Here is a 25,056-nt window from a genome sequence, read left to right as displayed (position 1 = left end):
TATTCTAAATATTTTTAACTTAATTAGCGTTAAAAGTATATTTACGTTAATTATACTAATTTAGATATTTCATTTAATAAATTAACATTTTGAGTATTACACCAATAGAGCAAAAAATTATAGAGCTTTTAGAAAAAGAGGACGAGCGAGCCATTAATCTTTTGTATGAACACTACTCAAACAGTCTTTATGGTGTTATTTTAAAAATTACCGTTAATGAAGAAATTGCTGAAGACGCACTGCAGGAGACATTTGTTAAAGTTTGGAAAAATGCGAGAAAATATGATTCTAGCAAAGCAAAACTCTTTACCTGGCTATTCAGAATTGCAAGAAATACAGCCATAGATAAACTTAGAAGTTTTAACAATAGGTATCACAAGGAAGTCCAAATTAACACTTCTAACGTATATATTCTACCTTCAAGCAATTTAAACCAAGATGTTTTGGATTTAAAAGAGCATGTAGGCAGACTTGAAGAAAAGTACCAGATTGTGCTAAAAGCCTTGTTTTTTGAAGGCATGACACAACAAGAGGCAAGTGATGAATTAAACATTCCTTTGGGTACGATTAAATCTAGATTAAAAATAGGATTACGTGAATTGAAAAAAGTTTACGACCCTTAAAATTTTTTAAAATGGAAACAGAATTACATAGATTTTTAAAGTCTGACCTTCTTAATAAATATTTAGTAGGAGAAACTTCTCTGAAAGAAACTCAAGAAGTTGAATACTTTATTGCTAAATACCCTGAAGCATCTTTAGCATATGATAAGCTTCAGAAGAATTTAGAAATTATAGCTAAAGCTGGTGCTGTAGATGTTCCTAAACACGTACTAAAAGACATTTTGAAAACTTTAGATGAAGAAAACCAAACTAAGGTTATACAATTAGTACAGCATAAGAAAACTCCATGGTACAGTATTGCCGCAAGTGCTGCTGCAGTTTTATTTGCAGTTACATCCTTCTTTTTATACCAAAAAAATCAAAATTTACTTGATGAAAATAATGTTGTAATTGATGAAATTTTTGACTTAAGAAGTGATATTGAAAATAACAACAATAAACTTGGTGAACTGTCTGATCTATTAATGAAATTAAATAATCCAGATGCTAAAAAATATGTGCTGACAGGCAATGAAAGAGCTAAAAACCTAAAAACAGTAGCATATATTAATCCGGTTGATAAAACGTCTATGATTGACGTTATTACATTACCTCAGTTGCCTGAAGAACAACACTACCAAATTTGGGCGGAGCTTCAAGACAGAATGGTAAACCTGGGTATTCTAGATGAATCTGATCGTAAATTGAAACCAATTCCTTATATGGAAGATGCACTTGCATTAAGTATTAAAATCGGTATAAAAGGTGAAGAAACCAATGAAAACAATACCGAAGTAGCTGAGATTTCACTTAAGGATAATTAATCTTAATTTAAAGAATTAAAAAAGGCGCTTTTTAAGCGCCTTTTTGTTTTCTACTCTTTTTCAAAAAGTGTCTTATGGATTATTCCGCCAATAATTGCACCTACAATTGGTGCCACCCAAAATACCCATACTTGTGCAAGATGTGCTCCATCTGAAAACAGAGCCTGACTTAAAGATCTTGCAGGATTTACAGATGTATTTGAAATTGGAATACTTATTAAGTGAATAAGTGTCAATGCCAAACCAATGGCTATTGGAGCAAATCCTTTTGGAGCCCTAGCATTTGTACTCCCTAAAATTACCAATAAGAAAAATGCTGTCAGGACCATTTCCGCTATTATTACAGAGGTCAATCCATAACCGTCAGGAGATAACTCGCCGTAACCGTTAGACGCAAATCCTCCTACAGATTCAAATCCAGACTTACCTGACACAATTAGATACAAAACTGCGGCAGCTACAATCGCACCAACAACTTGAGCAATGATATAACCTATTAAATCCTTAGCATTAAACTTTCCCCCTGCCCACAGTCCAATAGAAACAGCTGGATTAAAATGTCCTCCAGAAATATGCCCTACGGCATAAGCCATTGTTAGTACAGTTAAACCAAAAGCAAGAGCTACACCTACGAAGCCAATTCCTAATTCAGGAAATCCTGCAGCAAAAATAGCGCTACCACAACCTCCAAAAACAAGCCAAAAAGTTCCAAAGAACTCAGCGAATAATTTTTTCATAATTGATACTATTAGTTAGTTATTAATATTAATATGACACATTGATTTTTCAACAAGTCACATTCTAAATTAATTAAAAAAATAAAGTAAAAGCGTATCTTTATACCCTATTTAAGTTTTTGACATGAAACTACTACTACTCACACTAGGTTTATTGGCTTTGGCAGTTGCAGGAATTGCAATTAAAATATGGGCAAAAAAAGATGGTGAATTTGCCGGAACCTGTGCAAGTCAAAATCCAATGCTTAATCAAGATGGTGAAGCCTGTGGGTTCTGCGGTAAAACACCAGACCAATTCAAAGACTGCAAAGAACCTCAACATTCTTAATACTTAATGAGCTTAACGACTATACTATTTGTAGCGTTTATTGCGGTATTAAGTATTCAAGCTGGCTATTACCTATCCTTTCTTTTTTCCTTTGCTATAAAAAGTACAGATAAAAAATTAAAACATAATCTTCCGCTATCAGTAATAATTTGTGCAAAGAACGAAGAAGAGAACCTAAAAGAATCTCTACCTTCAATTATAAATCAGAAATATGGGAATTTTGAAATTGTTTTGGTTAATGATAGTTCCTCGGATAACACTTTAGAAGTCATGAAGGAATTTCAATCAAAACATAAAAATATTTCATTGGTGGATGTGAAGGTGAATGAGGTTTTTTGGGGAAACAAAAAATATGCATTAACACTTGGAATCAAGGCGGCAAAAAATGATTTCTTAGTTTTTACAGATGCAGATTGCACTCCAGTTTCTGAAGATTGGCTGGCTAATATAAGTGGGTACTTTTCAAATACAAAATCAATCGTTTTAGGCTATGGAGCTTATTCAAAAAAGTCATACTCTCTACTCAACAAACTTATTAGATTTGAAACTTTAATGACTGCTTTACAATATTTCTCTTATACCAAATTAGGGATACCGTATATGGGTGTTGGAAGAAATATGGCTTACAGAAAAGAATTGTTTTTTAACAATTCTGGTTTTAAGGAACATATGCATATTAAGTCTGGCGATGACGATTTATTTATTAATGAAGTAGCTACAAGCCAAAATACGGCTATTTGCTACACTAAGGACAGTTTTACAATTTCTCAGCCTAAAGCAAGTTTTATAGATTGGTTTAACCAAAAACGTAGGCATATTAGCACTGCTAAATTGTACAAACCTGAACATAAGTTCTTTTTAGGTCTATTTTATTTCAGTCAAATAATGTTTTGGATAATATCACTGATGTGTTTTATTTTTAACTACGACTGGCTAATACTTATTTTATTCTTATCTCGAATATTGATTCAAATAGTTTGTACCGGCTTAACGTCTTCTAAACTAAATGAAAGGGACCTAATAGTCTTCATTCCTCTTTTAGATTTATTTTTAGTTATATCCCAATTATTTATCTTTATTGCTAATCTCATATCTAAACCCAGGCATTGGAATTAACAGAAGCAATTAATAGAGCAAAGCAAAAAGATCAGATTGCATTTAATTTCTTATTAGATAGCTTTTGGAATGATGTTTATGCTTTTCAATTAACGCGTACTAAAAATGAGAATGATGCAGAAGATATTACCATTCAAACCTTTTCAAAGGCTTTTGATAAAATTGATACTTACAATGATAAATATAAGTTTAAAACTTGGCTAATTACCATTTCGAAAAATATCCATATTGATTTAGTAAGATCACAAAAAAAATCTATTAGAAATACGTCTAAAGATAACGAGGACAGCTACTTCGACATTATCGATGACTCTCCCTCTCCTGAGGATAAAATTATTACTGAACAGAATTTGGCTAATCTTTTAAGGGATATAAAGAAATTAAAACCTCACTACCAAAAGGTAATTAACTTAAGGTATTTTCAAGAATTGAGTTACAAAGAAATTTCAGAAGAGTTAAATGAACCTATGAATAATGTTAAGGTAAAACTTCTAAGAGCCAAAAAACTACTGGCTGAAATCATTACCGAAAGCTAATGTTCAAGACATTTAAAAAATTAGGACCAGGACTACTATTTGCAGGTGCAGCAATTGGTGTATCACACTTGGTTCAATCCACAAGAGCTGGTGCTGATTTCGGATTAGGTCTATTATGGGCACTATTGCTAGTAAATTTGTTTAAATACCCATTCTTTCAGTTTGGTCCCAGGTATGCATCCGCAACTGGTGAGAATCTCTTACAAGGGTATTATAAATTGAATAAAGGGATATTAATTGTCTACTTTATTTTAAACTTGGCCACAATGTTTACAATTCAAACAGCAGTTACAATCGTAACTGCCGGACTGGCAAATTCTCTTTTTGGTGATATCAGTGCATTAAATAGTCAGTCTCTTGGTATATCTAGTATTCAAATCTGGACTATGATAATTTTAAGTATTTGCCTACTTTTTCTATTCATTGGTAAGTATAGTGCTTTAGACAAACTCATTAAATTCATTATTATAATCTTAACCATAAGTACATTGGTTGCGGTTGGTTTTGCCCTTATAGAAAACACAAATGAAATTTCTTTAAGACAAGTATTGCCACAAAACTCTTTAGAAATTGCATTCTTAATCGCCTTTATGGGTTGGATGCCTGCTCCATTAGATATTTCGGTCTGGCATTCCATCTGGGCTGTAGAAAAAAAGAAAGGCGAGAATAAATTCTCTCCAAAAACAGCATTATTAGATTTTAATATTGGTTATATAGGTACTATTATTCTTGGTATTGCATTTTTATCTCTTGGATACCTTGTAATGTATAATACTGGAGAAACTTTTAGTGATAAAGCCTCGGTGTTTTCAAATCAACTCATTGATCTTTATACGAGTACTCTGGGCAAATGGGCTTTTATAATTATAGGAGTTGCAGCATTGACCACAATGTTTAGTACAACCATTACAACATTGGATGCGTCCCCTAGAGCAATGACAAACAGTATGGAGTTATTACTTAGAAAATCTTTTCCTAGAGGATATTTCTTTTGGATATTAGTTCTCACAATTGGCACGTTGGTTATTTTCTTTGCTTTTATATCAGAAATGGGATTATTGATTAAAATAGCCACGATTCTTTCCTTTATTACAGCTCCATTTTATGCCATAATAAACTTAAGACTTATTACTAGCAAACACACTCCAAAAGAATGGCAACCAAACTTAAAACTAAGGATCTTATCATGGTTTGGAATCGCATTTTTAATAGGATTCAGCATCTGGTACCTAACAACTATTTAAGATTATTTTAATTTATTACTTCGTATCTTTACTTCCTGAAATTGAAATTGCATGGAAACGAAAGTTGCTTCAAATATATTACCAGAGCGAAAACCAAAATGGCTTCGTGTAAAATTACCAACTGGTAAAAAATATACCGAATTAAGAGGACTTGTTGACAAATACAAATTAAATACAATTTGTACTTCTGGTAGTTGTCCAAATATGGGCGAGTGTTGGGGAGAAGGAACAGCGACATTTATGATCTTAGGGAATATTTGTACACGTTCTTGTGGATTTTGTGGCGTAAAAACTGGGCGACCTGAGACTGTAGATTGGGATGAACCTGAAAAAGTTGCTCGTTCTATCAAGATAATGCAAATAAAGCATGCCGTTTTAACAAGTGTAGATAGGGATGATTTAAAGGATATGGGAAGCATTATGTGGGCAGAAACAGTTAAAGCCGTAAGAAGAATGAATCCAGAAACTACCCTTGAGACTCTTATTCCAGACTTTCAAGGTATAGAACGTCATATAGACAGAATCATTGATGTTGCACCAGAAGTGGTCTCACATAATATTGAAACAGTAAGACGCCTTACTCGCGAAGTAAGGATACAAGCAAAATACGATCGTAGCATGGATGTTTTAAAATATTTAAAACAGCAAGGTCAGCGACGAACTAAATCTGGGATTATGCTAGGTCTAGGTGAAGCGCGAGAAGAAGTTATTGAAACTTTACATGATTTAAGGGAAAATGATGTTGATGTCGTAACCATTGGGCAATATCTACAACCAAGTAAAAAGCACCTACCTGTTAAACGATTCATTAATCCAGACGAGTTTAAAGAATACGAAGAAATTGGACGCAGTCTTGGGTTTAGACATGTAGAAAGCAGTGCTCTAGTTAGATCTTCATATAAAGCTCAGAAACATATTAATTAATGATTGCTATTGCCATAAATGGTTTTGGTAGAATAGGAAGACGTGTTTCTAGGTTAGCGCTTCAAAATCCCAAAATAAAAATTGTTGCAATTAATGATTTGGCAGATGCTAAAACATTAAGTCATCTGTTAAAGTATGATAGCATTCATGGTGTTCTTAATGAGACTATATCATATAATGAGAATCACATTATAATTAATGACCAGCAAATACCTTTATATCAGCACTCTCATCCACGAGATATAGATTGGTCTAAAGTAAAACCCGATTTTGTAATTGAATCTACTGGTAAATTTAAATCAGAAGAAGTATTACAGCAACATATTAATAATGGTGCAAAAAGAGTTATATTATCTGTACCTCCAATAGAAGACAATATAAAAACAATTGTTTTAGGCATAAATGATAATAGTATAGATACAAATGATACTATTATTTCAAATGCTTCATGTACAACAAACAATGCTGCTCCAATGATTGCTGTTATTAAAGAGTATTTTGGAATTAAACAAGCATATATAACTACGGTACACTCCTATACTACGGACCAAAGCCTTCATGATCAACCTCATCGGGATTTAAGACGTGCAAGAGCGGCGAGTCAGTCAATTGTACCAACTACAACTGGTGCAGCAAAAGCATTAACAAAAATATTTCCTGATTTATCAGATGTTATTGGTGGTTGCGGTATCAGAGTTCCTGTCGCTAATGGCTCTCTTACCGACATTACAATTAATGTAAAAAAGCTAACTACAATAGACGAAGTTAACAACCTCTTCAAAAATGTTGCAAAAGGAAAACTTAAAGGCATTTTACAATATACTGAAGATCCAATTGTATCAATTGACATTGTTGGAAATCCCCATTCATGCATATTTGATTCTCAGATGACCTCTGTCATTGGGAACATGTTGAAAATAGTGGGTTGGTATGACAATGAAACAGGTTACAGTTCAAGAATTTTAGAATTAATTTGCAATTTATCGGAGAAAACATCACTTTTGTCGAATAAATAATTATATTTGTTCAATTAAGAGAGCTGAAATGTCCCGAATCAAATATTATTTATTTGTTTTTTTAGCAAGTTTTTGTTGCCTAGTTTTCGCACAACAAGATGAAGTCGAAGACGTGGATATGCTTGCTCTACGCCAACAAAACTACGAAGATCAAGCTAAGCTTGAGAGTGATCGTGGTGACTACTTTAACGCTATTGATAATCTTAACAAAGCACTAGATGTTGCAATAAAAATTGATGATAAATCTAGTCAAGGCATTATTTATACAAAGATTGCCAAAGCTCAATTTCTTGTAAATGAGCACAATCAAGCAAACGTATCGCTAACCAACGCACTTAATATTCAAAGAGAAATAGATGATTATGGCAATCGTGCAGTAAGTTATAATATTAAAGGAGTTTTCTTAAGTGCACAGGAAGATTATGAAAATGCCCTGGATTATTTTAAATCCGCAAAAAATTTATTTGAGCAAGAAAGATTAGAAGAGTACGTTTCAGAAGTTACTCTTAATGAAGCCAAGGCACATATTGCCTTAGAACAATATGAAGATGCTAAAACACTTCTGGAAAGAACAACGATAATAGCAAAAAAATACGACCAACAAAGGTTATTAAGTAGTGCATTTATACAATCTGGTAAGGTATTATGTGGATTAGGAAGTCATGACATAGCATACGCTCAAGTAAATCAAGGGCTCGAAATTGCACAAGCAAACAACCTTATTGATAACGTTAATACAGCCTACAGTACTTTGAGCGAAATTTATAATAATGATGGAGACTATAAAAACTCATTACTATATCTTAAACAGCACATTAAACTTTCTGATTCTTTATTGCACATAAAAAGAGAGAATTTAAGTGTAGGAATATCTGGTAAATATATAAATGCATATAAAAATGCTGAAAACGCTCAATTAAAAGCACAAATTATAGAGGTAAGTGCTGAGAGTAATTTTACTAGAATTACGACTATTCTTAGTATAGCATTAATCACAATTTTATCTTTACTAACCTTGTCTCTTTATAAAAACAACAACATAAGGCTCAAGACAAATAACATGCTTCATAAGAAGAATGATGAGCTCATCGTTGCAAAAGAAAAAGCAGAACTTGCATCTAAAACAAAGGCAAACTTTTTATCTACCGTAACCCATGAGTTACGTACACCGTTGTATGCAGTTACAGGTCTTACAAGTATGCTGTTAGATGAAAATCCAAAAGAACATCAGGTACCTCATTTAAAATCACTCAAATTTTCAGGTGATTATTTGTTAACATTTATAAATGATATACTTCAAATAAATAAAATTGAAGCTAATAAGGTTGAACTAGATCCAGAAAGATTTAACCTAAAAACAAAAATTGAAAATGTAATGTCGGCTCTCAGTAATTCAGCTAATGATAACGGCACAAAATTACATTTTAAATATGATAACGGTCTACCAGAAACCTACATTGGAGACCAACTTAAGATATCCCAAATCTTAATTAACCTACTTGGTAATGCTATTAAATTCACAAAAGATGGAGACATCTGGGTAAGAGCGCATAAAGTAGATCAAAAAGACAAGATCTGCAATTTGCGTTTCGAAATTGAAGACAATGGTATTGGTATTACAAAAGAAAAACAAGACCAAATGTTTGAAAGTTTTTCTCAAGGTTCTGTGCAAATTAACAGAAAGTATGGCGGAACTGGTCTTGGTTTATCAATTGTAAAAGGACTTATTCAAATTCTTAAAGGAAAGATTTATCTGAAGAGTGAGCTTGGTAAAGGCACAACATTCTTTTTTGAAATTCCATTAGAAGTTGCTGAAGAGTCTAAAATCAAAAAAGTTGAAGACGACAAAAAACCAAGTAAAATGGAAGGTTTAGATTTAAGTGGAGTAAAAATTCTTGTTGTAGAAGACAACAAAATAAATCAAATGGTCACAAAAAAGATCCTAAATAAAATGGGGTTACATTGTGATGTGGTTGATAATGGTGAAGACGCTGTGGAACAAGTTCGTGCGGTTGATTATAAAGTTGTATTAATGGATATTCATATGCCAGGAATAAGTGGATTAGAAGCAACAAAAATCATTAGAACCTTTGATAAAGAATTAACAATTTTTGCACTAACAGCCGTAACGCTTGAAGATAAGATGCATGAGTTTGGTGAGGCCGGTTTTAACGACATTATTTCTAAACCGTTTAAGCAAGAAGACTTCGAAAACAAACTTTATGATGTACTTACAGGTAAAGAAGTCGTTTCAAATTTTTTCTAAGTAATAAATGATTTTATTTCCTTTTTGAAGTTATCCACACCATCAATTTTCGTCTGAATTGGTAAATAAAATAGGATTTCTTTAAGGCTATCATTATCGGACAATCTCATATAATCTTTTTCTGTAGTTAATATAAGTTCCTTTTGACTTAACATTTCAATTTCAGAAGTTTTAAAATTGTGATGATCTGGATACTCAATATGATCAAATGTCAAATCTTGTTTAGCAAGATATTCAACTAAAGGTTTAGCATTTGCAATACCAGTTACCAATGTAAATTTTGGTAGTTCATTTAATTTTAAGGTAGTTTTTAACCCAATAACATCCCCAGCATAATCTATATAACTAAAAAAAATACTTTGGTTAGATTTTAGTTTTAAGCGCTCTTTATATTCCTCTTTGTCAGTTTCCGTTATTCCTATTTTGCATTTTGTTACCACAACAATATCAGCTCTATTTTTACCAGATCTTGGTTCCCTAAGGTTACCAGTTGGTAAAACATAATCTTTATAATATGGTTTACTAAATGAGGTCAACAATATATTTAATCCTGCTCGTACTTTTCTGTGCTGATAGGCATCGTCAAGTAAAATAACATCAGGAGGAGAAGACAATTTCAATAAATTAGAAATACCATTCTGTCTATTACTATCTACAGCTACTTTTATGTCATCAAACTTTTTAAAAAACTGAAATGGTTCGTCACCAATTAAGGAGGCTGAAGCATTTTCATCACCTAAAATAAATCCTTCGGTACTGCGCTTATAACCTCTGCTTAAAGTTGCAACCGATTTCTTTTTATGTAATAAAGAAATTAATAATTCAATCATAGGCGTTTTTCCAGTACCTCCAGTACTTAAATTCCCAACACATATAATAGGTACATTATAAGATTTTGACTTTAATATACCATTATCATAACACCAGTTTCTCAACCAAGTTATGATATAGTATATTGGCATTAATGGAAATAATATAATTCGGATGAATTTCATTGCCACTAAAATATGCTATTTTTGATACAAATTACTAATTATGATAGTACAAGATGTTATTAATCACCTACATGATTTGGCCCCATTGAGTTATGCTGAAGATTTTGATAATGTAGGATTATTAGTTGGTGATAAAAACCAAAAAGTTAATGGAATCCTAGTCACTTTAGATACTCTAGAAGCTGTGGTAGATGAGGCTATTGAAAACAACTGTAACCTTATCGTTAGTTTTCATCCAATCATATTTAAGGCTTTAAAAAAAATTACTGGAAAATCGTATGTAGAGCGCGTTGTAATAAAAGCTATCAAGAATAATATTTCAATTTTTTCAATCCACACAGCATTAGATAATGCCATAGAAGGTGTTAATTCTATTATATGTGATCAATTAGCATTGGAAAACAAAAGGATTCTTATACCTCAAACGGGTACAATTAAAAAATTACAGACCTATGTGCCAAAAGAAAAAGCATTAGAATTGAGAGAAGCCTTGTTCAATGCTGGTGCTGGAAGCTTAGGCAGTTACGAGTCTTGTAGTTTCAATGTAGAAGGAAAGGGCACATATTTAGGTAATGAAGATTCTAATCCGTCAATGGGTAAAAAAGGAGAGTTTCATTCTGAAGATGAAACCTCAATTTCTGTTATCTTTAAAAAACATCTCGAAAAACAAGTCTTAAAAGCTCTTTTAACTACGCACCCATATGAAGAGGTAGCTTATGAAATATTCACGCTTAATAACACTGACGCAAATACTGGTATGGGAATGGTTGGTGAGTTAAGTAAGCCAATGGAAGTGACTAAATGCTTAGAATTTGTGAAAAACACATTCAAATCTGCATGTATAAGATATTCAAAATTATCATCAAAACAGATTAAAAAAATTGCAGTTTTAGGAGGTTCTGGTAGTTTTGCAATTGGTGCAGCAAAAGCCTCTGGTGCGGATTTGTTTATAACTGCAGATTTAAAATATCACGATTTCTTTACTGCAGAGGGTGAAATCATATTAGCCGACATCGGACATTATGAAAGCGAACAGTTCACAAAATCGTTTTTAGTAGACTATCTCTCGAAAAAAATTACTAGTTTTGCAATCATTTTATCAAAGACAAATACAAATCCGGTTAAGTATTTATAATTATGGCAAAAAAAGCTGAAGTTTCTGTCGAAGAAAGATTAAGAGCATTATACGATTTACAATTAATTGACTCTAGAGTAGACGAAATAAAAAATGTCAGAGGTGAACTTCCTTTAGAAGTCAGAGATTTAGAAGATGAGGTTGAAGGGCTTACAAAGCGGTTAGAAAAATTAAATGACAGTTTAGCTGTTATTGATGACGAGATTAAAGGGAAAAAGAACCTAATAGAAGAGGCCAAGGCTTTAATGAAAAAGTACAGTGAGCAACAAAAAAATGTTAGAAATAACAGAGAATACAACTCACTTACTAAAGAAATTGAATATCAAGAGCTAGAAATTCAATTGGCTGAAAAACACATCAAAGAATTTAAGGTTCAAATAGAACAGAAGAAAGAAGTTATTTCTGAAACAAAGGACCGTTTAAAAGATCGTAATTCTCATCTTAAGCACAAAAAAGGAGAATTAAACGAGATTTTAAAAGAAACTGAAAAGGAAGAAGAGGCATTATTAGTTAAATCAGCGGATTTTCAAAAGAAGATAGACGATCGTTTGGTTAATGCTTACTTAAGAATAAGAAATAATGTAAAAAACGGATTAGCAGTTGTACCTATCGAGCGTGGCGCTTCAGGTGGCTCTTTCTTTACTATTCCTCCACAGGTACAAGTTGAAATTGCTTCAAGGAAAAAAGTAATCACTGATGAGCATAGTGGACGCATCTTGGTTGATGCTCAATTAGCTGAAGAGGAAAAAGCAAAAATGGATAAGATATTTGCAAAATTGAGCAAATAATTTAAGTATTTATAAATCTAGAAAAGCCTTTGCATTAATGCAAAGGCTTTTTTTATTTAATATAATTTTAAAACAATTGGTTTTAAGGAATATTAATTTTGTTCGTCTATTTAGTAAAAGAAATAACAAAAATGAAAAAATTAGTAATCGTATTAAGTATTTTACTCTGTTTTAGCTGTCATAACCAAGCTCAAACTAATCTAAAACAACAAGCTGTAATTAATGCAGATCCTATTGAAGTACCTCTAGAAAATGGATTAGCCAAAGCCTACTTTGCAAGTGGTTGTTTTTGGTGTGTAGAAGCAATCTATGAAAGCGTGAAAGGTGTTGACGAAGTTATTAGCGGTTATGCAGGTGGTTTTACTGATAATCCAACCTATGAATTGAGTAATACAGGAAGAACAGGGCATGCAGAGGCGGTAGAAGTTATTTACAATCCTAATATTGTAAGTTTTTCAACCTTGGTTGATGTATATTTTGGATCTCAAGACCCAACTCAGTTTAATGGTCAAGGACCAGATAGAGGATCACAATATAGATCTATCATTTTCTACCAGAATGAAGGTCAAAAGAAAATCATCTTAGATAAAAAAACGGTGTTAGCTAAAAGACTTGACGCAAAAATCGGTGCAGAAGTTTATCCTTTTCAGAAATTTTGGATTGCGGAAGGCTATCATCAAGATTTCGAAAAGAGGAATCCAAATCAAAGATATGTACGAGCAGTATCGATACCAAGATTAAATAGATTTAAGGAGAAATTCCCAGAACTATTAAAAGAAAGTGCAAAGCATTAATTGAACGCCTGATCAAAAATCAGGCATTATTTTTTTGTAGCCTTTATCTCAAAAAGCATTGGGAATAGTTGATCTTTCATTTTATAAAGACCATTACTTTGTTTCACTAAATCCGGAAAAATATCATAAGGACTTTCATCATATTCATTTAGATAGTCAATTTTCAAACCAGCTTCTATAAGCGCATTAACTACTTCGCTTAAACCATGATTCCATCCGTATTCCTTGCTAAGCATTTTTGAAGATTGATCTGCATAAGTCCCTTCATATTCTTCATAAATCACCCTATCTTGATTATAATGATATTTCATTTCTGTTTTACCATCAACATAATCAAACATCCAAAGTATGGGATGAAATTCAATAATGTAGAAAAAACCACCTGGTTCTAACCGTTCATAAATCATCTTTGCCCAGGGCTTTAAATTGGGCAACCAACCGATAACTCCATAACTTGTATAAACGATATCAAATGTATGCTCAATATATTTTGAGGTGTCAAGGACATTACAGCATGTAAATTCAGCATCCAAACCCAATTCTTGATTTAATTTTTGTGCTAGCTTAATCCCTTTATCGCTTAAATCAACACCTATACATTGTGCTCCCATCCTACTCCAGCTAAGCGTATCTTGTCCAAAATGGCACTGTAAATGCAATAAAGATTTTCCTTCTACATTTCCAAGAGATTTCAATTCATAAGGCATCAAAGATGTTTTACCCATCTTAAAGGCTTCCATATCATACATTTCGCTTTGAGCGTGTATAGTAACTTTTTTATTCCATGTGTCCTTATTAACTTCAAAATAATTAGTATGCTCTTCCATCCTTGTGTAATTTTGCATCTAAATTATAACAAGTTTTAAAATGAAATACATCTTTGTAATCTTAATTTGTTTAATCGCATTCACTTCTTGTAATTCCGAAGCAAAAAAATCTACAGCAGAAGAACTAAATGAATTAACCATTGCATAAAAAATTGCAAATGCGCATGGTTTTGAAAATTGGAATAAAGTCTCTGAAGTTAGATTCACTTTTAGAGTAGATAGAGATACCATAAAAGGTAAGGGTCGCTCTTGGATATGGAACCCTAAAATCAATGACGTGAATATGGTAATGGGTAGCGCGGTTGTTAGTTATAATAGGTATAAAGTAGATAGTACTCATATGGGCGCAGATAGAGCATTTACAAATGATAAATATTGGTTTTTAGTACCTTTTCAATTAGTTTGGGATAAAACAGCTTCCATTTCAGAACCAGTTAAAAAAGAATCACCTTTAGGTAAAGAAAATCTTGCTATGATAACTATTACCTATCCTACTGAAGGTGGCTACACACCTGGTGATGCCTACGATATTTTTTATGATGAAAAATTTTTAATTAAAGAATGGTCATATAGACCAAAGAATTTTGACATACCGTATATGTCTACAAGATTTGAAAATTATCAAGACTTTGGTGGAATTAAAATTGCCATAAACCACAAAAAAGATGATGGTAAATGGAATTTAAACTTTACTGACGTAAGCATAACATTAGAGTAACACTGAATTAAATTTTTGGCATTACTTTTGGGATCTATAATGTAAGTTTCACGTGGTCATTCCGACTTAAAACGTATAGCTTACATTTTCCGCCTTAGGGCGTCTATATATTTTCACCAGCGCTTTGAATTCAAAGCGCTTTTTTATCCTCTAAATTCATGCTTCACATGTGCACCGTCACAATATGGTTTATTTTTAGACGCTCCACATCTACAAAATGCTGTGGTTCTATTTTTGGTTTCCTTTGTACCGTCCTTATGCGTAACATACAACGTTCCGTATACCAATAATGGACCATTTTCCAAAATCTCAACTTGGGTTTCAAGTTTTTGAGATGTCATATCTGTTTTGTCATTCAAGTAAAAACTTAAAGCACCAGAAGGGCACTTTTTTACCGTATTAACCAAGTCATCAGATGTTGCCACATCAATATTTATCCAAGGTCTATCATTTGGTTTAAAAACATTTGGCAAACCTTTTACACACATGGCAGAATGGATACATTTTTCGGCTTCCCAAACAACCGTAACTTCGCCATTGCTATATTCTTTTATCTTTCCCATTACTTTACGCTTTCCTTAAAGATAATGAATTTTCAGGAGTGAAGAATTAGCTTTACTGCCTCAGCTTTAATTCTTATTTTTGTTTACAACCGATAAATCTCTTAGTGTTGACCAATTTCAAAACAGGTTTAGACTTTGCTCTTGAACTCGATAGAAACGACAAACTTTCTCATTTTAGAAATCAATTTCACATACCTAAACATAATGATGGAAATGATTCCATTTACCTGTGTGGAAATTCATTAGGGTTGCAACCTAGAGTAACTCAATCTTACATTAATCAAGAGCTAAAAGACTGGGCTGAGTTAGGTGTCGAAGGCCATATTCATGGAAAAAATCCATGGTTATCTTATCATGAGTTACTAACAGTTAATATGGCATCTATTGTTGGCGCAAAACCAATTGAAGTAGTGGTTATGAATACCTTAACTACAAACTTGCATCTCATGATGGTTTCTTTTTATAAGCCAACTAAAAAAAGATATAAAATACTGATTGAGGGTGATGCTTTTCCTTCAGACAAATATGCTGTTGAATCTCAGTTGCGACATCATGGTTATGATGATAATGAAGGTCTGATATTGTGGAATTCGAGAGAAGGAGAGGAATTACTGAGATATGAGGATCTAGAAAAAATCCTAGACAGGTATGGTGATGAAATTGCTTTGATAATGGTCGGTGGAGTTAATTATTACACAGGTCAATTCTTTGATCTAAAGCGTATCACTGATTTGGGACATAGGCATGGTTGTGTTGTTGGATTTGATTGTGCCCATGGTGCGGGAAATGTAAGCTTGGATCTCCATAACTCTGGAGCTGACTTTGCAATTTGGTGCAGTTATAAATATCTAAATTCAGGTCCTGGCAGTTTAAGTGGTGTTTTTGTTCATGAAAGACATGCATACAACAAAGACCTTAATAGATTTACTGGTTGGTGGAGCCACAATAAAGCGACACGATTTAAAATGCGTGATGATTTTGATATGCTTCCTGGTGCAGAGGGCTGGCAATTAAGTAATCCACCTATATTATCAATGGCAGCCATAAAAGCCTCTTTAGATATTTTTGCAGAAGCAGGAATGGATAATTTGGTAACAAAATCAAAGGATTTAACTGCTTATTTCGAATTTTTATTGAACGAATTAAATAATGATAATATTAAGATAATTACACCTTCTAATGAAAATGAACGTGGTTGCCAGTTATCTATCCAAGTGAAAAATGCCGACAGAAGCTTACATCAAAAATTAACAAAAGCAGGTGTCATAAGCGATTGGAGAGAACCAGATGTAATACGTTGTGCACCTGTACCACTTTACAACTCGTATGAAGATATTTATAACATGGTTGAAAGATTGAAATTTATTTTAAATGAAAAATAACCAACAAAACTTATTAATCATTGGCGCTGGCCTTTGCGGAAGCCTGCTGGCATTGCGCATGGGACAAAGAGGCTATAACGTCAATGTTTACGAGATGCGCCCTGATTTACGTAAAACAGATATTTCTGCAGGGCGGTCCATTAACTTAGCATTCTCGGATAGAGGTAATAAGGGTATAAAACTGGTTGGACTAGAAAAGAAAGTCCAAGAATTATGCATCCCAATGAATGGCAGAATGCTTCATGACAAAGATGGAAACACCTTTCTTTCAAATTATAGTGGTCGCACACATGAATATATAAACTCTATTTCTCGCGGTGGCTTAAATGCGCTACTTTTAGATGAGGCAGAAAAACATCCAAACGTAAAAATTCACTTCAATAAAAAATGTAAGTCTGTAGATTTTGAAAATACAACAGCTCTCTTTAAAGATTATCTCACTAAAGATGAATTTATTGAAAATGCAGATTGCATAATTGCTACGGATGGTGCAGGATCAGCATTGAGAAAGAGTTACTATTTAGGTAAAAAATTTCTATTTAGCTTCTCGCAGAACTATCTAACCCATGGTTATAAAGAACTGGCCATTTTACCTGATAAAAATGGAGACTACAAAACTTATAAAAACGCATTGCATATTTGGCCAAGAGGAGAGTTTATGGTTATTGCATTACCAAATTTAGATGGTAGTTTTACTGTAACTCTATTCCTAAGTTATGATGAAGGCGAATACAATTTCAATAATCTAACAACTCCCGAACGCGTTACCGAGTTTTTCAAAAAAGAATTTCCAGACGCATTGCAACTAATGCCAAATTTAGTTGAAGATTTCTTTGAAAATCCAACAGCACCCTTGGGCACAGTTAAGTGCACACCATGGCATTATAAAGGGAATACACTTTTAATGGGAGATTCAGCACATGCTATAGTTCCGTTTTATGGCCAGGGCATGAATGCTTCATTTGAAGATGTGGTAGAATTTGATGCAATCATAGAGAAACATGAGGGGGATTGGGAAAAGGTGTTTACAGAGTTTAGTAAAACTAGAAAAAAAGATACCGATGCAATTGCAGATTTGGCAATAGATAATTTTCATGAAATGAAAGACCATGTAGCCAACCCATTATTTCAGAAAAAACGTAAAATTGAAATGGCGTTAGAAAATCATTTTCCGAATACCTATTTTTCAAAATATAGTTTAGTTACCTTTAATGAAGAAATTGGTTATAGGGAAGCAATGCTACAAGGAAGAGCTCAAGACAAAGCCATTTTAAACATGTTAGTTGATAGGGATATTAATACACCTTATGATGAGTCTAACATTGACGAATTACATCAGATTCTTGAAAAAATTCAAAATGAAACTAAGGCAGTTTTAGAAGATGATAAAATTGCTGGATTACATTAATTATTATGAGTGAAAAAACAGTAACACCAAGAGGAGCTTATCCACACACAAAACACGTAGGTGATTTTATTTTCGTTTCAGGCACAAGCTCTCGCAGATCAGATAATTCAATTGCTGGAGTGGATATTATTGATGAAATGGGTACCAAAAAACTCAATGCATATACACAAACACAAGAAGTTTTAAAAAATATCGAACGTAATTTAGTTAAGGAAGGTGTTTCATTAAAAGATGTTGTGGATGTAACATCTTTTTTAGTAAACATGAACGACTTTGCGGATTACAACAAAGCTTATGCAGAATTTTTTGACAAAGAAACTGGTCCAGCACGTACAACCGTTGCAGTACATCAGTTACCACACCCAGATTTAGTGGTAGAAATCAAAGTAATGGCTTATAAGAAGTCTTAATTGACATAAACTTTTATTTCATGAAATTTAAATTTCTATTATTTGTACTAGTTTTCATAATTAACTTTTCTGTAAATTCTCAAACCAACTGGGACGAATTAATAGATGAACATTTAAAGGAAATAATTAAAGAACATAAAGATTTTGTAAGCATTCCTAACCTTCCAGAAAATAAAAACCGAATGCTCAAGAATATAAATTGGGTTGCAGACAATTACAAAACACTTGGTTTTAAAGTCAGTTTATTAGAATCTTCTTCACTTCCACTACTTTTATTAGAGAAAGAATATAATCCAGAGTTTAGTACAGTATTATTTTATTTTCATATTGATGGACAACCAGTAGATGCGAATAACTGGGATCAAAAAGACCCCTTTATACCAGTTCTAAAAAGCAGAGATGAAAAAGGCAACTGGAAAACATTAAACTGGGACGCTATAAATCAAAGAATTGATAACGAATGGCGAATTTTTGCACGAGCAGCTGCAGATGATAAAGGGCCAATTGTGATGTTATTAAATGCATTAAAATTCTTAAATACAGAGGGTATAACTCCGAAATTCAATATTAAAATTGTCTTCGATCCAGAAGAGGAATATGGATCAAATGCATTTTTATCAACTATTGAGACTTATAAAGAGCGTTATGCTGCAGATGCGATGATTATTATGGATGGGCCTGCACATGAGTCTAATAAGCCAACACTGACCTTTGGTTGTCGTGGTATTGCCACATGTACAATTACGACATATGGAGCAAAACTGTCACAGCATAGTGGGCATTACGGGAACTATGTTCCAAATCCTGTATTTTCACTTTCAAGTATTCTTTCGAGTATGAAAGATGAAACCGGTAAAGTTCTCATTAAAGATTTTTATTCTGGTATTTATTTTTCTTCTGAAGAACAGCAAATACTCAATAACGTACCTGATGACACAAAAGTTCTGAACAATAGGTTGGGTATTAAGCAACCTGAAAAGGTTGGTAATAATTACCAAGAGGCACTGCAGTATCCATCTTTAAATGTTAGGCAAATTGAAACGTCTTGGAAAGGGAACAAACCCAAAACGGTTATCCCAGAAATAGCAATGGCAAATATTGATGTTAGATTGGTTGCAGAAACAGACGGAAAGGTACAACTCGATAAAGTGAAATCTCATATAGAAAATTTAGGTTATACTGTTTTAGACAGAGACCCAACTGATGAGGAACGCCTTAAATACTCTAAAATTGTAAAGTTTACAAGGTCTAATGGCGTAAATGCTTTTAGAACAAACTTAAATTCTAAATTAGGAACCACACTTAGAGAAAACCTAACTGAAATTTTTGGAGAGGTACCTATTTCTATAAGAACTATGGGAGGTACTGTACCTATTATATCTGCTGTTAAAACTTTAGATGTACCTGCAATCATTGTACCTACTGTAAATATGGACAATAATCAACATAGTCCTAATGAAAACATACGAATTGGTAATATCAGAGAAGGTATTAAAACATGTATTGCTATATTACAAAGTAAGATTTAGGCAGTGAACTATAATTATGAACAATATCAAAAACTACATTAACGGTAAATTTGAAAGTCCCATTAAGGATGAATGGATTGAAAACTATGACCCTTCAAATGGTGAAGTTTATGGGCAAATACCAAATTCATCAAAAGAAGATGTAGAAAATGCATATCAAGCTGCTAAATCTGCATTTAATAATTGGAGCAATACAACTCTAGAGGAAAGAAGTCGTGTTCTAATTAAGATTTCAGAATTATTAGAGGAAAACTTGAATCGGTTTGCTAAAGCTGAAAGTATGGATAATGGCAAACCCATTTCTTTAGCTAAAACAGTAGACATTCCAAGAGCAGCAAGTAATTTTAGATTTTTCGGTAATGCTATTACGCAATTCTCGAGTGAAAGTCACGAAAGTGTAGGTCAAAATGCTGTTAACTATACCTTGCGTCAACCTATAGGAGTTGTTGGGTGTATCTCACCATGGAATCTCCCACTCTATCTATTTACTTGGAAAATTGCACCTGCGATGGCAACAGGAAATTGTGTTGTTGCTAAACCTAGTGAAGTAACTCCAATGACCGCCAATCTATTAGGTGAAATCTGCAATGAAGCAGGTTTACCAAAAGGCGTTTTAAATATTGTTCATGGATTAGGGACAACAACTGGTCAAGCCATTGTTGAACATCCTGATATTAAAGCTATTTCATTTACTGGTGGTACTGCGACTGGTGCTCATATTGCCAAAGTCGCAGCACCTATGTTTAAAAAACTATCCTTAGAACTTGGAGGTAAAAACCCAAATATAATTTTTGCAGATTGTAATTATGAAGAAATGTTAGAAACTACAGTAAGATCTTCTTTTGCCAACCAAGGTCAAATTTGCTTATGTGGCAGTAGGATTTTTGTTGAAGCCACCATCTACGAGCAGTTTAAGTCAGATTTTGTGAAGAAGGTCAAAAATCTAAAAGTTGGTCATCCGTCTGACACTAAAACTAATATTGGTGCTTTGGTTTCCAAACCACATTTAGAAAAAGTAAAAGAATATATACAAATTGCCAGAGATGAAAATGGGATAATCCTTTGTGGTGGTGAAGAGGTTAGTGTTGAAGGATATGAGAATGGTTACTACTTAAAACCAACCGTAATAGAAGTTCCCGATGATGAATGTAGAGTTAATCAAGAAGAAATTTTTGGTCCAGTTGTTACGATTATGCCTTTTAAAACTGAAGATGACGTTTTAAAGATGGCCAATAAAGTGAAATATGGTTTATCAGCCACACTTTGGACAAATAACCTAAAAAGGACAATGCACATGAGCGACAAATTACAAGCGGGAATAGTTTGGGTAAATACATGGATGATGCGCGATCTACGAACACCTTTTGGTGGCGTTAAAGCCTCAGGTGTTGGCAGAGAAGGTGGTTTTGAAGCGTTGCGCTTTTTTACTGAACCTAAAAATGTTTGTATAAAATATTAGTAAAGTACCTGCTTAATTAGGGAATTATAATTTTATAGAATACTAACTTAAAAACAAACCCACGTTTAGTGGATTATAAATATGAATTTAGAACTCAACAATAAACATGTTCTTGTTTGTGGAAGCACAGCCGGAATTGGAAAAGCTACTGCTATTGCACTTGCAAATGAAGGTGCAATAATTACCCTTATAGCAAGAAATGAAGAAAAATTAAAAACTACTCTTTCTGAATTACCTCAGCAACGCAAACACAATTACATTGTTGCAGATTTTTCAAATCCAATTGAGTTAAAAGAAAAGGTTAAAGCTTTTATTATTGAAAATCATGGATTCCATATCTTAATCAATAATACTGGCGGACCTGCAGGAGGCCCGGTTTATAGTGCAAATTTAGAAGAATTTGAGAAAGCTTTTACGCAACATTTAAAATGCAACCATGTGTTAGCACAAACATTAGTTCCGTTTATGAAGGATGAAGGTTTCGGAAGGATTATAAATGTTATTTCAACCTCCGTTAAACAACCTTTAGACGGTTTGGGAGTTAGCAACACAATTAGAGGTGCTGTAGCAAATTGGAGTAAAACTTTGGCTAACGAATTAGGTTCTTTTGGTATTACTGTCAATAATGTATTACCTGGTGCTACAAGTACAGAGCGCCTTTCTGAAATTATTAAAAACAAATCAGGTAAAACAGGCAAGTCAATAGAAGAATCGGCTAATGCTATGAAAAATACAATTCCTGCTAAACGATTTGCCAAGCCTGAAGAACTTGCAGATGCCATTACTTTTTTGGTAAGTAAAAGAGCAAGTTATATTAATGGAATTAACCTTCCTGTTGATGGTGGACGAACAAAAAGTTTGTAACTTTATAGAATTACCTAATTAAATCATTAAGATATGAGCAAATTATATCCACCCATTAATTTTAAAGCATGGATTGAAGAAAATAGACATCTGTTAAAACCACCTGTAGGTAATAAAGTAGTCTGGAAAGATGGTGATTTTATTGTAATGGTCGTAGGAGGACCAAATAGTAGAAAAGATTATCATTATAATGAAACCCCAGAATTCTTTTATCAAGTTGAAGGCGATATTGTCCTCAAGGTAATTGACAAAGGCACTCCTAAGGATATTCACATTAGAGAAGGTGAAATATTCTTACTTCCACCAAAAGTACCACATTCACCACAACGAGGCGCAAATACAGTGGGTCTAGTTATTGAATATCCGAGAGAAAAAGGTGTAAAAGATGCCTTGCTTTGGTTTTGTGAAAACTGTACAACAAAACTGTATGAAGAAGACTTTACACTAGACAATATAGAAACAGACATGCCTAGTATCTTTGATAATTACTACGGTGATAAGGATAAACGCTCTTGCCCAAATTGTGATGAGATTATGCAACCTCCAAAGAAAGTGGAAGTAAATGACTAAAAGAAAACTAAGAATAAACGGTCATTCTCATCTTCTTCCTTATCCAGAAGAGATCCCTGATTTTATGAAAGATAAAGGTATATTTTGGGTGGATAAAGACAGAAAATTTATGCTTCAAAAAGATTGGAATCGACCAATTACTGATTCGAGTTTTTTCTTGGACGAGAAGCTAGCATGGATGGATCATTTTAAAATTGACCATGCAGTAGTTCTTAATCTATCTCAATTATATGGAAACGGTCTTCGTTTAGAAGAAATGAAACAAGCCTTAAGATTTCAAAATGATTTCAATGCTAGGATTCAACGTGACAATCCAAGTAAATTTACTTGTGGGTTTGTTGTTCATCCTGGATTTGTGCGTGGTGCTTGTTGGGAAATTGAGCGATGTGTAGAAGTTTTAGGTATGCGTCTTTTGTGCTTACCAACTCACTATATGGATACTATTGGAACATGGCGCTGTATTTTCGATGAGGAAAATGAACCAATTTTCGAACTTGCTGACAAATACAACCTCGCTGTAGAAATACATCCATACGATGGTGAAAAATTTATAAAACTAGAAAATACATCTTGGCGTTTTCATCTCATTTGGATGCTTGCACAATGTGCCGATGCTTACCACTTTTTAACTTTAAATGGTTATTATGAGAAGTATAAAAACATGCGTGTTTGTTTTGCTCATGGAGGGCAGTTAGCACAAATAAATTTGGGTAGAAGAATCCAAGGTTTTGATGGCAGACCAGACTTGTTTGAGGAAAAAAGTCATCCTAGAAAAGCCGTTGGCCATAAAAACATTTTCTTTGATACATTAGTTCATGATACAGGATCGCTTGAATTATTAATAAAAAATCAGACTTCGAAACAAGTTATAATGGGCTTGGACGATCCTTATCCACTAGGAGAAATGGAAAGTGAGAAACAATCATCCTATCCTGGAAAAATACTAGACCTTGCAATAGACAGGGATATTATAAATGAGACTGAACGCGATGCTATCTGGGAGGATAATGTTCTGCAATGGCTTTTTGGTGAAGATGAAGAAGCAAAAAAATCATTAGTAAATAGAATTTTAAGTTAATGCATTTTTTACCAGAGGCTATAGATAAATATGTAGTAAATCATACTGAAGAAGAACCAATTATTCTGCAACAACTTACCAGAGAGACCTACCAAAAAGTATTACAACCGATAATGCTGAGCGGACCTTACCAAGGTCGAGTACTTAGTATACTTTCAAAATTAATTAGGTCAAAATCAATCCTAGAGATTGGAACATTTACTGGTTATTCCACAATTTGTCTTGCGGAAGGACTGGATACAGAGGGTCAATTACATACTATTGATATTAACGAGGAATTAGTAGATTTTCAACGCAAGTATTTTGATAAATCGGGCTATGGAAATCAAATAAAACAATATTTAGGAAATGCCCTTGATATTATACCAACATTAGACCATACGTTTGATTTGGTTTTTATTGATGCCGATAAACCAAATTACTCTAACTACTTCCATTTGGTAATTGACAAATTAAATAAAGGTGGTATAATTTTGTCTGACAATGTTTTGTGGCATGGTAAGGTAGTAGAATCCTTAAACCCTAAAGATAGTTCAACGAAGGCAGTGTTGGAATACAATAAGCTTCTAAAAAATGATGCTAGAATTGAAACGGTAGTACTTCCAGTTCGTGATGGTTTAACTATTAGCAGAAAGAAGTAACTAATTGTCCCTTTTTAAAGAACCTGTAAAATCCTCGAGGTCGTCTTTTACTTTATTAAGCTCTTCATTTATATTTTTTGTAACATCAGTATCTACGATATTATTTTCCTTGGCACTTTTAGTAACCTCGTGTTTAATATCATTGGTAGCATCTCTTAAAGTTCTCATACCCTTGCCCATACCTCGTGCAATCTCGGGTAATTTATCAGCTCCAAATACCAGTACAACTATAAATAGTATAAAAACTATTTCAGTGCCTCCAATAAATAAAAATATAGTTTGGTGTATCACATTGCAAATAT

The 25,056-nt window shown here is 33.2% G+C and carries 27 protein-coding genes; 22 read left to right on the top strand and 5 right to left on the bottom strand.

Annotation, left to right across the window (positions count from 1 at the left end; genetic code table 11):
- Positions 1-89: 89 nt before the first annotated feature.
- Both DUZ96_RS03855 and DUZ96_RS03850 read left to right on the top strand, forming a co-directional pair.
- Entirely contained in the window at positions 90-623 is a 534-nt protein-coding gene (locus tag DUZ96_RS03855) for an RNA polymerase sigma factor (protein ID WP_114300641.1), read from the top strand.
- Positions 624-634: 11 nt separating this feature from the next.
- Positions 635-1,426, top strand: a complete 792-nt coding sequence (locus DUZ96_RS03850) for an anti-sigma factor (protein WP_114300640.1) — start codon at positions 635-637, stop codon at positions 1,424-1,426.
- Between the two features lie 50 nt (positions 1,427-1,476).
- Here DUZ96_RS03850 and aqpZ read toward each other — a convergent pair whose 3' ends face one another.
- Positions 1,477-2,163, bottom strand: coding sequence for an aquaporin Z (gene aqpZ / locus DUZ96_RS03845; protein ID WP_114300639.1), 687 nt, complete (start codon positions 2,161-2,163; stop codon positions 1,477-1,479).
- Between the two features lie 124 nt (positions 2,164-2,287).
- Between aqpZ and DUZ96_RS03840 the strand changes: the two genes are divergently transcribed.
- Genes DUZ96_RS03840 through DUZ96_RS03810 form a run of 7 tightly spaced genes read left to right on the top strand, consistent with a single transcriptional unit; the run spans position 2,288 to position 9,593 of the window.
- On the top strand, positions 2,288-2,491 hold the full coding sequence (locus DUZ96_RS03840; protein ID WP_114300638.1) for a membrane or secreted protein: 204 nt from the start codon (positions 2,288-2,290) through the stop codon (positions 2,489-2,491).
- Between the two features lie 6 nt (positions 2,492-2,497).
- Positions 2,498-3,607 (top strand): glycosyltransferase, encoded by a 1,110-nt coding sequence (locus DUZ96_RS03835; protein ID WP_114300637.1) that lies wholly within the window; start codon positions 2,498-2,500, stop codon positions 3,605-3,607.
- A complete protein-coding gene (locus DUZ96_RS03830; RefSeq protein ID WP_114300636.1) occupies positions 3,598-4,143 on the top strand; it encodes an RNA polymerase sigma factor in 546 nt (181 codons plus the stop codon). Before DUZ96_RS03835 ends, DUZ96_RS03830 begins: the two co-directional genes overlap by 10 nt.
- A complete protein-coding gene (locus tag DUZ96_RS03825) occupies positions 4,143-5,387 on the top strand; it encodes an Nramp family divalent metal transporter (protein WP_114300635.1) in 1,245 nt (414 codons plus the stop codon). Before DUZ96_RS03830 ends, DUZ96_RS03825 begins: the two co-directional genes overlap by 1 nt.
- A 51-nt stretch (positions 5,388-5,438) precedes the next feature.
- Entirely contained in the window at positions 5,439-6,311 is an 873-nt protein-coding gene (gene lipA / locus DUZ96_RS03820) for a lipoyl synthase (protein WP_114300634.1), read from the top strand.
- The gene (gap, locus tag DUZ96_RS03815; protein WP_114300633.1) at positions 6,311-7,327 is read left to right on the top strand and encodes a type I glyceraldehyde-3-phosphate dehydrogenase; all 1,017 of its coding nucleotides are present in this window, start codon (positions 6,311-6,313) and stop codon (positions 7,325-7,327) included. Before lipA ends, gap begins: the two co-directional genes overlap by 1 nt.
- Before the next feature lie 28 nt (positions 7,328-7,355).
- On the top strand, positions 7,356-9,593 hold the full coding sequence (locus DUZ96_RS03810) for an ATP-binding protein (RefSeq protein WP_114300632.1): 2,238 nt from the start codon (positions 7,356-7,358) through the stop codon (positions 9,591-9,593).
- On the opposite strand, the gene lpxK is transcribed toward DUZ96_RS03810, so the two are convergent.
- Complete coding sequence (gene lpxK / locus DUZ96_RS03805) at positions 9,590-10,588, bottom strand: tetraacyldisaccharide 4'-kinase (protein WP_114300631.1); 999 nt, start codon at positions 10,586-10,588, stop codon at positions 9,590-9,592. The genes DUZ96_RS03810 and lpxK overlap by 4 nt on opposite strands.
- A 40-nt stretch (positions 10,589-10,628) precedes the next feature.
- Here lpxK and DUZ96_RS03800 point away from each other — a divergent pair, with 40 nt between their 5' ends.
- From DUZ96_RS03800 to msrA, 3 genes are all read left to right on the top strand, one after another.
- Positions 10,629-11,723 carry a Nif3-like dinuclear metal center hexameric protein gene (locus DUZ96_RS03800; RefSeq protein ID WP_114300630.1) on the top strand — a complete coding sequence of 365 codons (1,095 nt, stop codon included), beginning with the start codon at positions 10,629-10,631 and terminating at the stop codon, positions 11,721-11,723.
- A gap of 2 nt (positions 11,724-11,725) precedes the next feature.
- Positions 11,726-12,511 (top strand): zinc ribbon domain-containing protein, encoded by a 786-nt coding sequence (locus tag DUZ96_RS03795; protein WP_114300629.1) that lies wholly within the window; start codon positions 11,726-11,728, stop codon positions 12,509-12,511.
- Between the two features lie 131 nt (positions 12,512-12,642).
- Positions 12,643-13,305, top strand: coding sequence for a peptide-methionine (S)-S-oxide reductase MsrA (msrA, locus tag DUZ96_RS03790; RefSeq protein WP_114300628.1), 663 nt, complete (start codon positions 12,643-12,645; stop codon positions 13,303-13,305).
- Between the two features lie 26 nt (positions 13,306-13,331).
- On the opposite strand, the gene DUZ96_RS03785 is transcribed toward msrA, so the two are convergent.
- Positions 13,332-14,132: a class I SAM-dependent methyltransferase gene (locus tag DUZ96_RS03785; RefSeq protein WP_114300757.1), complete on the bottom strand. Its 801-nt coding sequence runs from the start codon at positions 14,130-14,132 to the stop codon at positions 13,332-13,334.
- Positions 14,133-14,421: 289 nt separating this feature from the next.
- On the opposite strand from DUZ96_RS03785, the gene DUZ96_RS13050 reads away from it, so the two are divergent.
- Entirely contained in the window at positions 14,422-14,850 is a 429-nt protein-coding gene (locus DUZ96_RS13050) for a hypothetical protein (protein WP_258774310.1), read from the top strand.
- 143 nt (positions 14,851-14,993) lie between these two features.
- On the opposite strand, the gene DUZ96_RS03775 is transcribed toward DUZ96_RS13050, so the two are convergent.
- Positions 14,994-15,413, bottom strand: coding sequence for a (4Fe-4S)-binding protein (locus tag DUZ96_RS03775; protein ID WP_114300627.1), 420 nt, complete (start codon positions 15,411-15,413; stop codon positions 14,994-14,996).
- Positions 15,414-15,520: 107 nt separating this feature from the next.
- Here DUZ96_RS03775 and kynU point away from each other — a divergent pair, with 107 nt between their 5' ends.
- The 9 genes from kynU (at position 15,521) to DUZ96_RS03730 (ending at position 24,754) form a co-directional block, all read left to right on the top strand.
- Positions 15,521-16,795: a kynureninase gene (gene kynU, locus DUZ96_RS03770; RefSeq protein ID WP_114300626.1), complete on the top strand. Its 1,275-nt coding sequence runs from the start codon at positions 15,521-15,523 to the stop codon at positions 16,793-16,795.
- Positions 16,785-18,203 (top strand): NAD(P)/FAD-dependent oxidoreductase, encoded by a 1,419-nt coding sequence (locus tag DUZ96_RS03765; RefSeq protein ID WP_114300625.1) that lies wholly within the window; start codon positions 16,785-16,787, stop codon positions 18,201-18,203. The genes kynU and DUZ96_RS03765 overlap by 11 nt, the downstream gene beginning before the upstream one ends.
- A 5-nt stretch (positions 18,204-18,208) precedes the next feature.
- On the top strand, positions 18,209-18,613 hold the full coding sequence (locus DUZ96_RS03760) for a RidA family protein (RefSeq protein WP_114300624.1): 405 nt from the start codon (positions 18,209-18,211) through the stop codon (positions 18,611-18,613).
- 20 nt (positions 18,614-18,633) lie between these two features.
- Positions 18,634-20,142 (top strand): M20/M25/M40 family metallo-hydrolase, encoded by a 1,509-nt coding sequence (locus DUZ96_RS03755; RefSeq protein ID WP_114300623.1) that lies wholly within the window; start codon positions 18,634-18,636, stop codon positions 20,140-20,142.
- Positions 20,143-20,158: 16 nt separating this feature from the next.
- Positions 20,159-21,601: an aldehyde dehydrogenase gene (locus tag DUZ96_RS03750; RefSeq protein ID WP_114300622.1), complete on the top strand. Its 1,443-nt coding sequence runs from the start codon at positions 20,159-20,161 to the stop codon at positions 21,599-21,601.
- Between the two features lie 81 nt (positions 21,602-21,682).
- The gene (locus DUZ96_RS03745; RefSeq protein ID WP_114300621.1) at positions 21,683-22,465 is read left to right on the top strand and encodes an SDR family oxidoreductase; all 783 of its coding nucleotides are present in this window, start codon (positions 21,683-21,685) and stop codon (positions 22,463-22,465) included.
- A gap of 33 nt (positions 22,466-22,498) precedes the next feature.
- Entirely contained in the window at positions 22,499-23,035 is a 537-nt protein-coding gene (locus DUZ96_RS03740) for a 3-hydroxyanthranilate 3,4-dioxygenase (protein WP_114300620.1), read from the top strand.
- Positions 23,028-24,113: an amidohydrolase family protein gene (locus tag DUZ96_RS03735; protein ID WP_114300619.1), complete on the top strand. Its 1,086-nt coding sequence runs from the start codon at positions 23,028-23,030 to the stop codon at positions 24,111-24,113. The genes DUZ96_RS03740 and DUZ96_RS03735 overlap by 8 nt, the downstream gene beginning before the upstream one ends.
- Complete coding sequence (locus DUZ96_RS03730; RefSeq protein WP_114300618.1) at positions 24,113-24,754, top strand: O-methyltransferase; 642 nt, start codon at positions 24,113-24,115, stop codon at positions 24,752-24,754. Before DUZ96_RS03735 ends, DUZ96_RS03730 begins: the two co-directional genes overlap by 1 nt.
- On the opposite strand, the gene DUZ96_RS03725 is transcribed toward DUZ96_RS03730, so the two are convergent.
- Positions 24,755-25,045 carry a twin-arginine translocase TatA/TatE family subunit gene (locus DUZ96_RS03725; protein WP_114300617.1) on the bottom strand — a complete coding sequence of 97 codons (291 nt, stop codon included), beginning with the start codon at positions 25,043-25,045 and terminating at the stop codon, positions 24,755-24,757. It abuts the gene before it with no gap.
- Between the last annotated feature and the right edge of the window lie 11 nt (positions 25,046-25,056).

Origin of the sequence: Winogradskyella sp. KYW1333 (assembly GCF_003335675.1) — a bacterium.
In the GTDB taxonomy this organism is placed as follows: domain Bacteria; phylum Bacteroidota; class Bacteroidia; order Flavobacteriales; family Flavobacteriaceae; genus Winogradskyella.
This window is presented reverse-complemented; position numbering and strand designations above follow the sequence as displayed.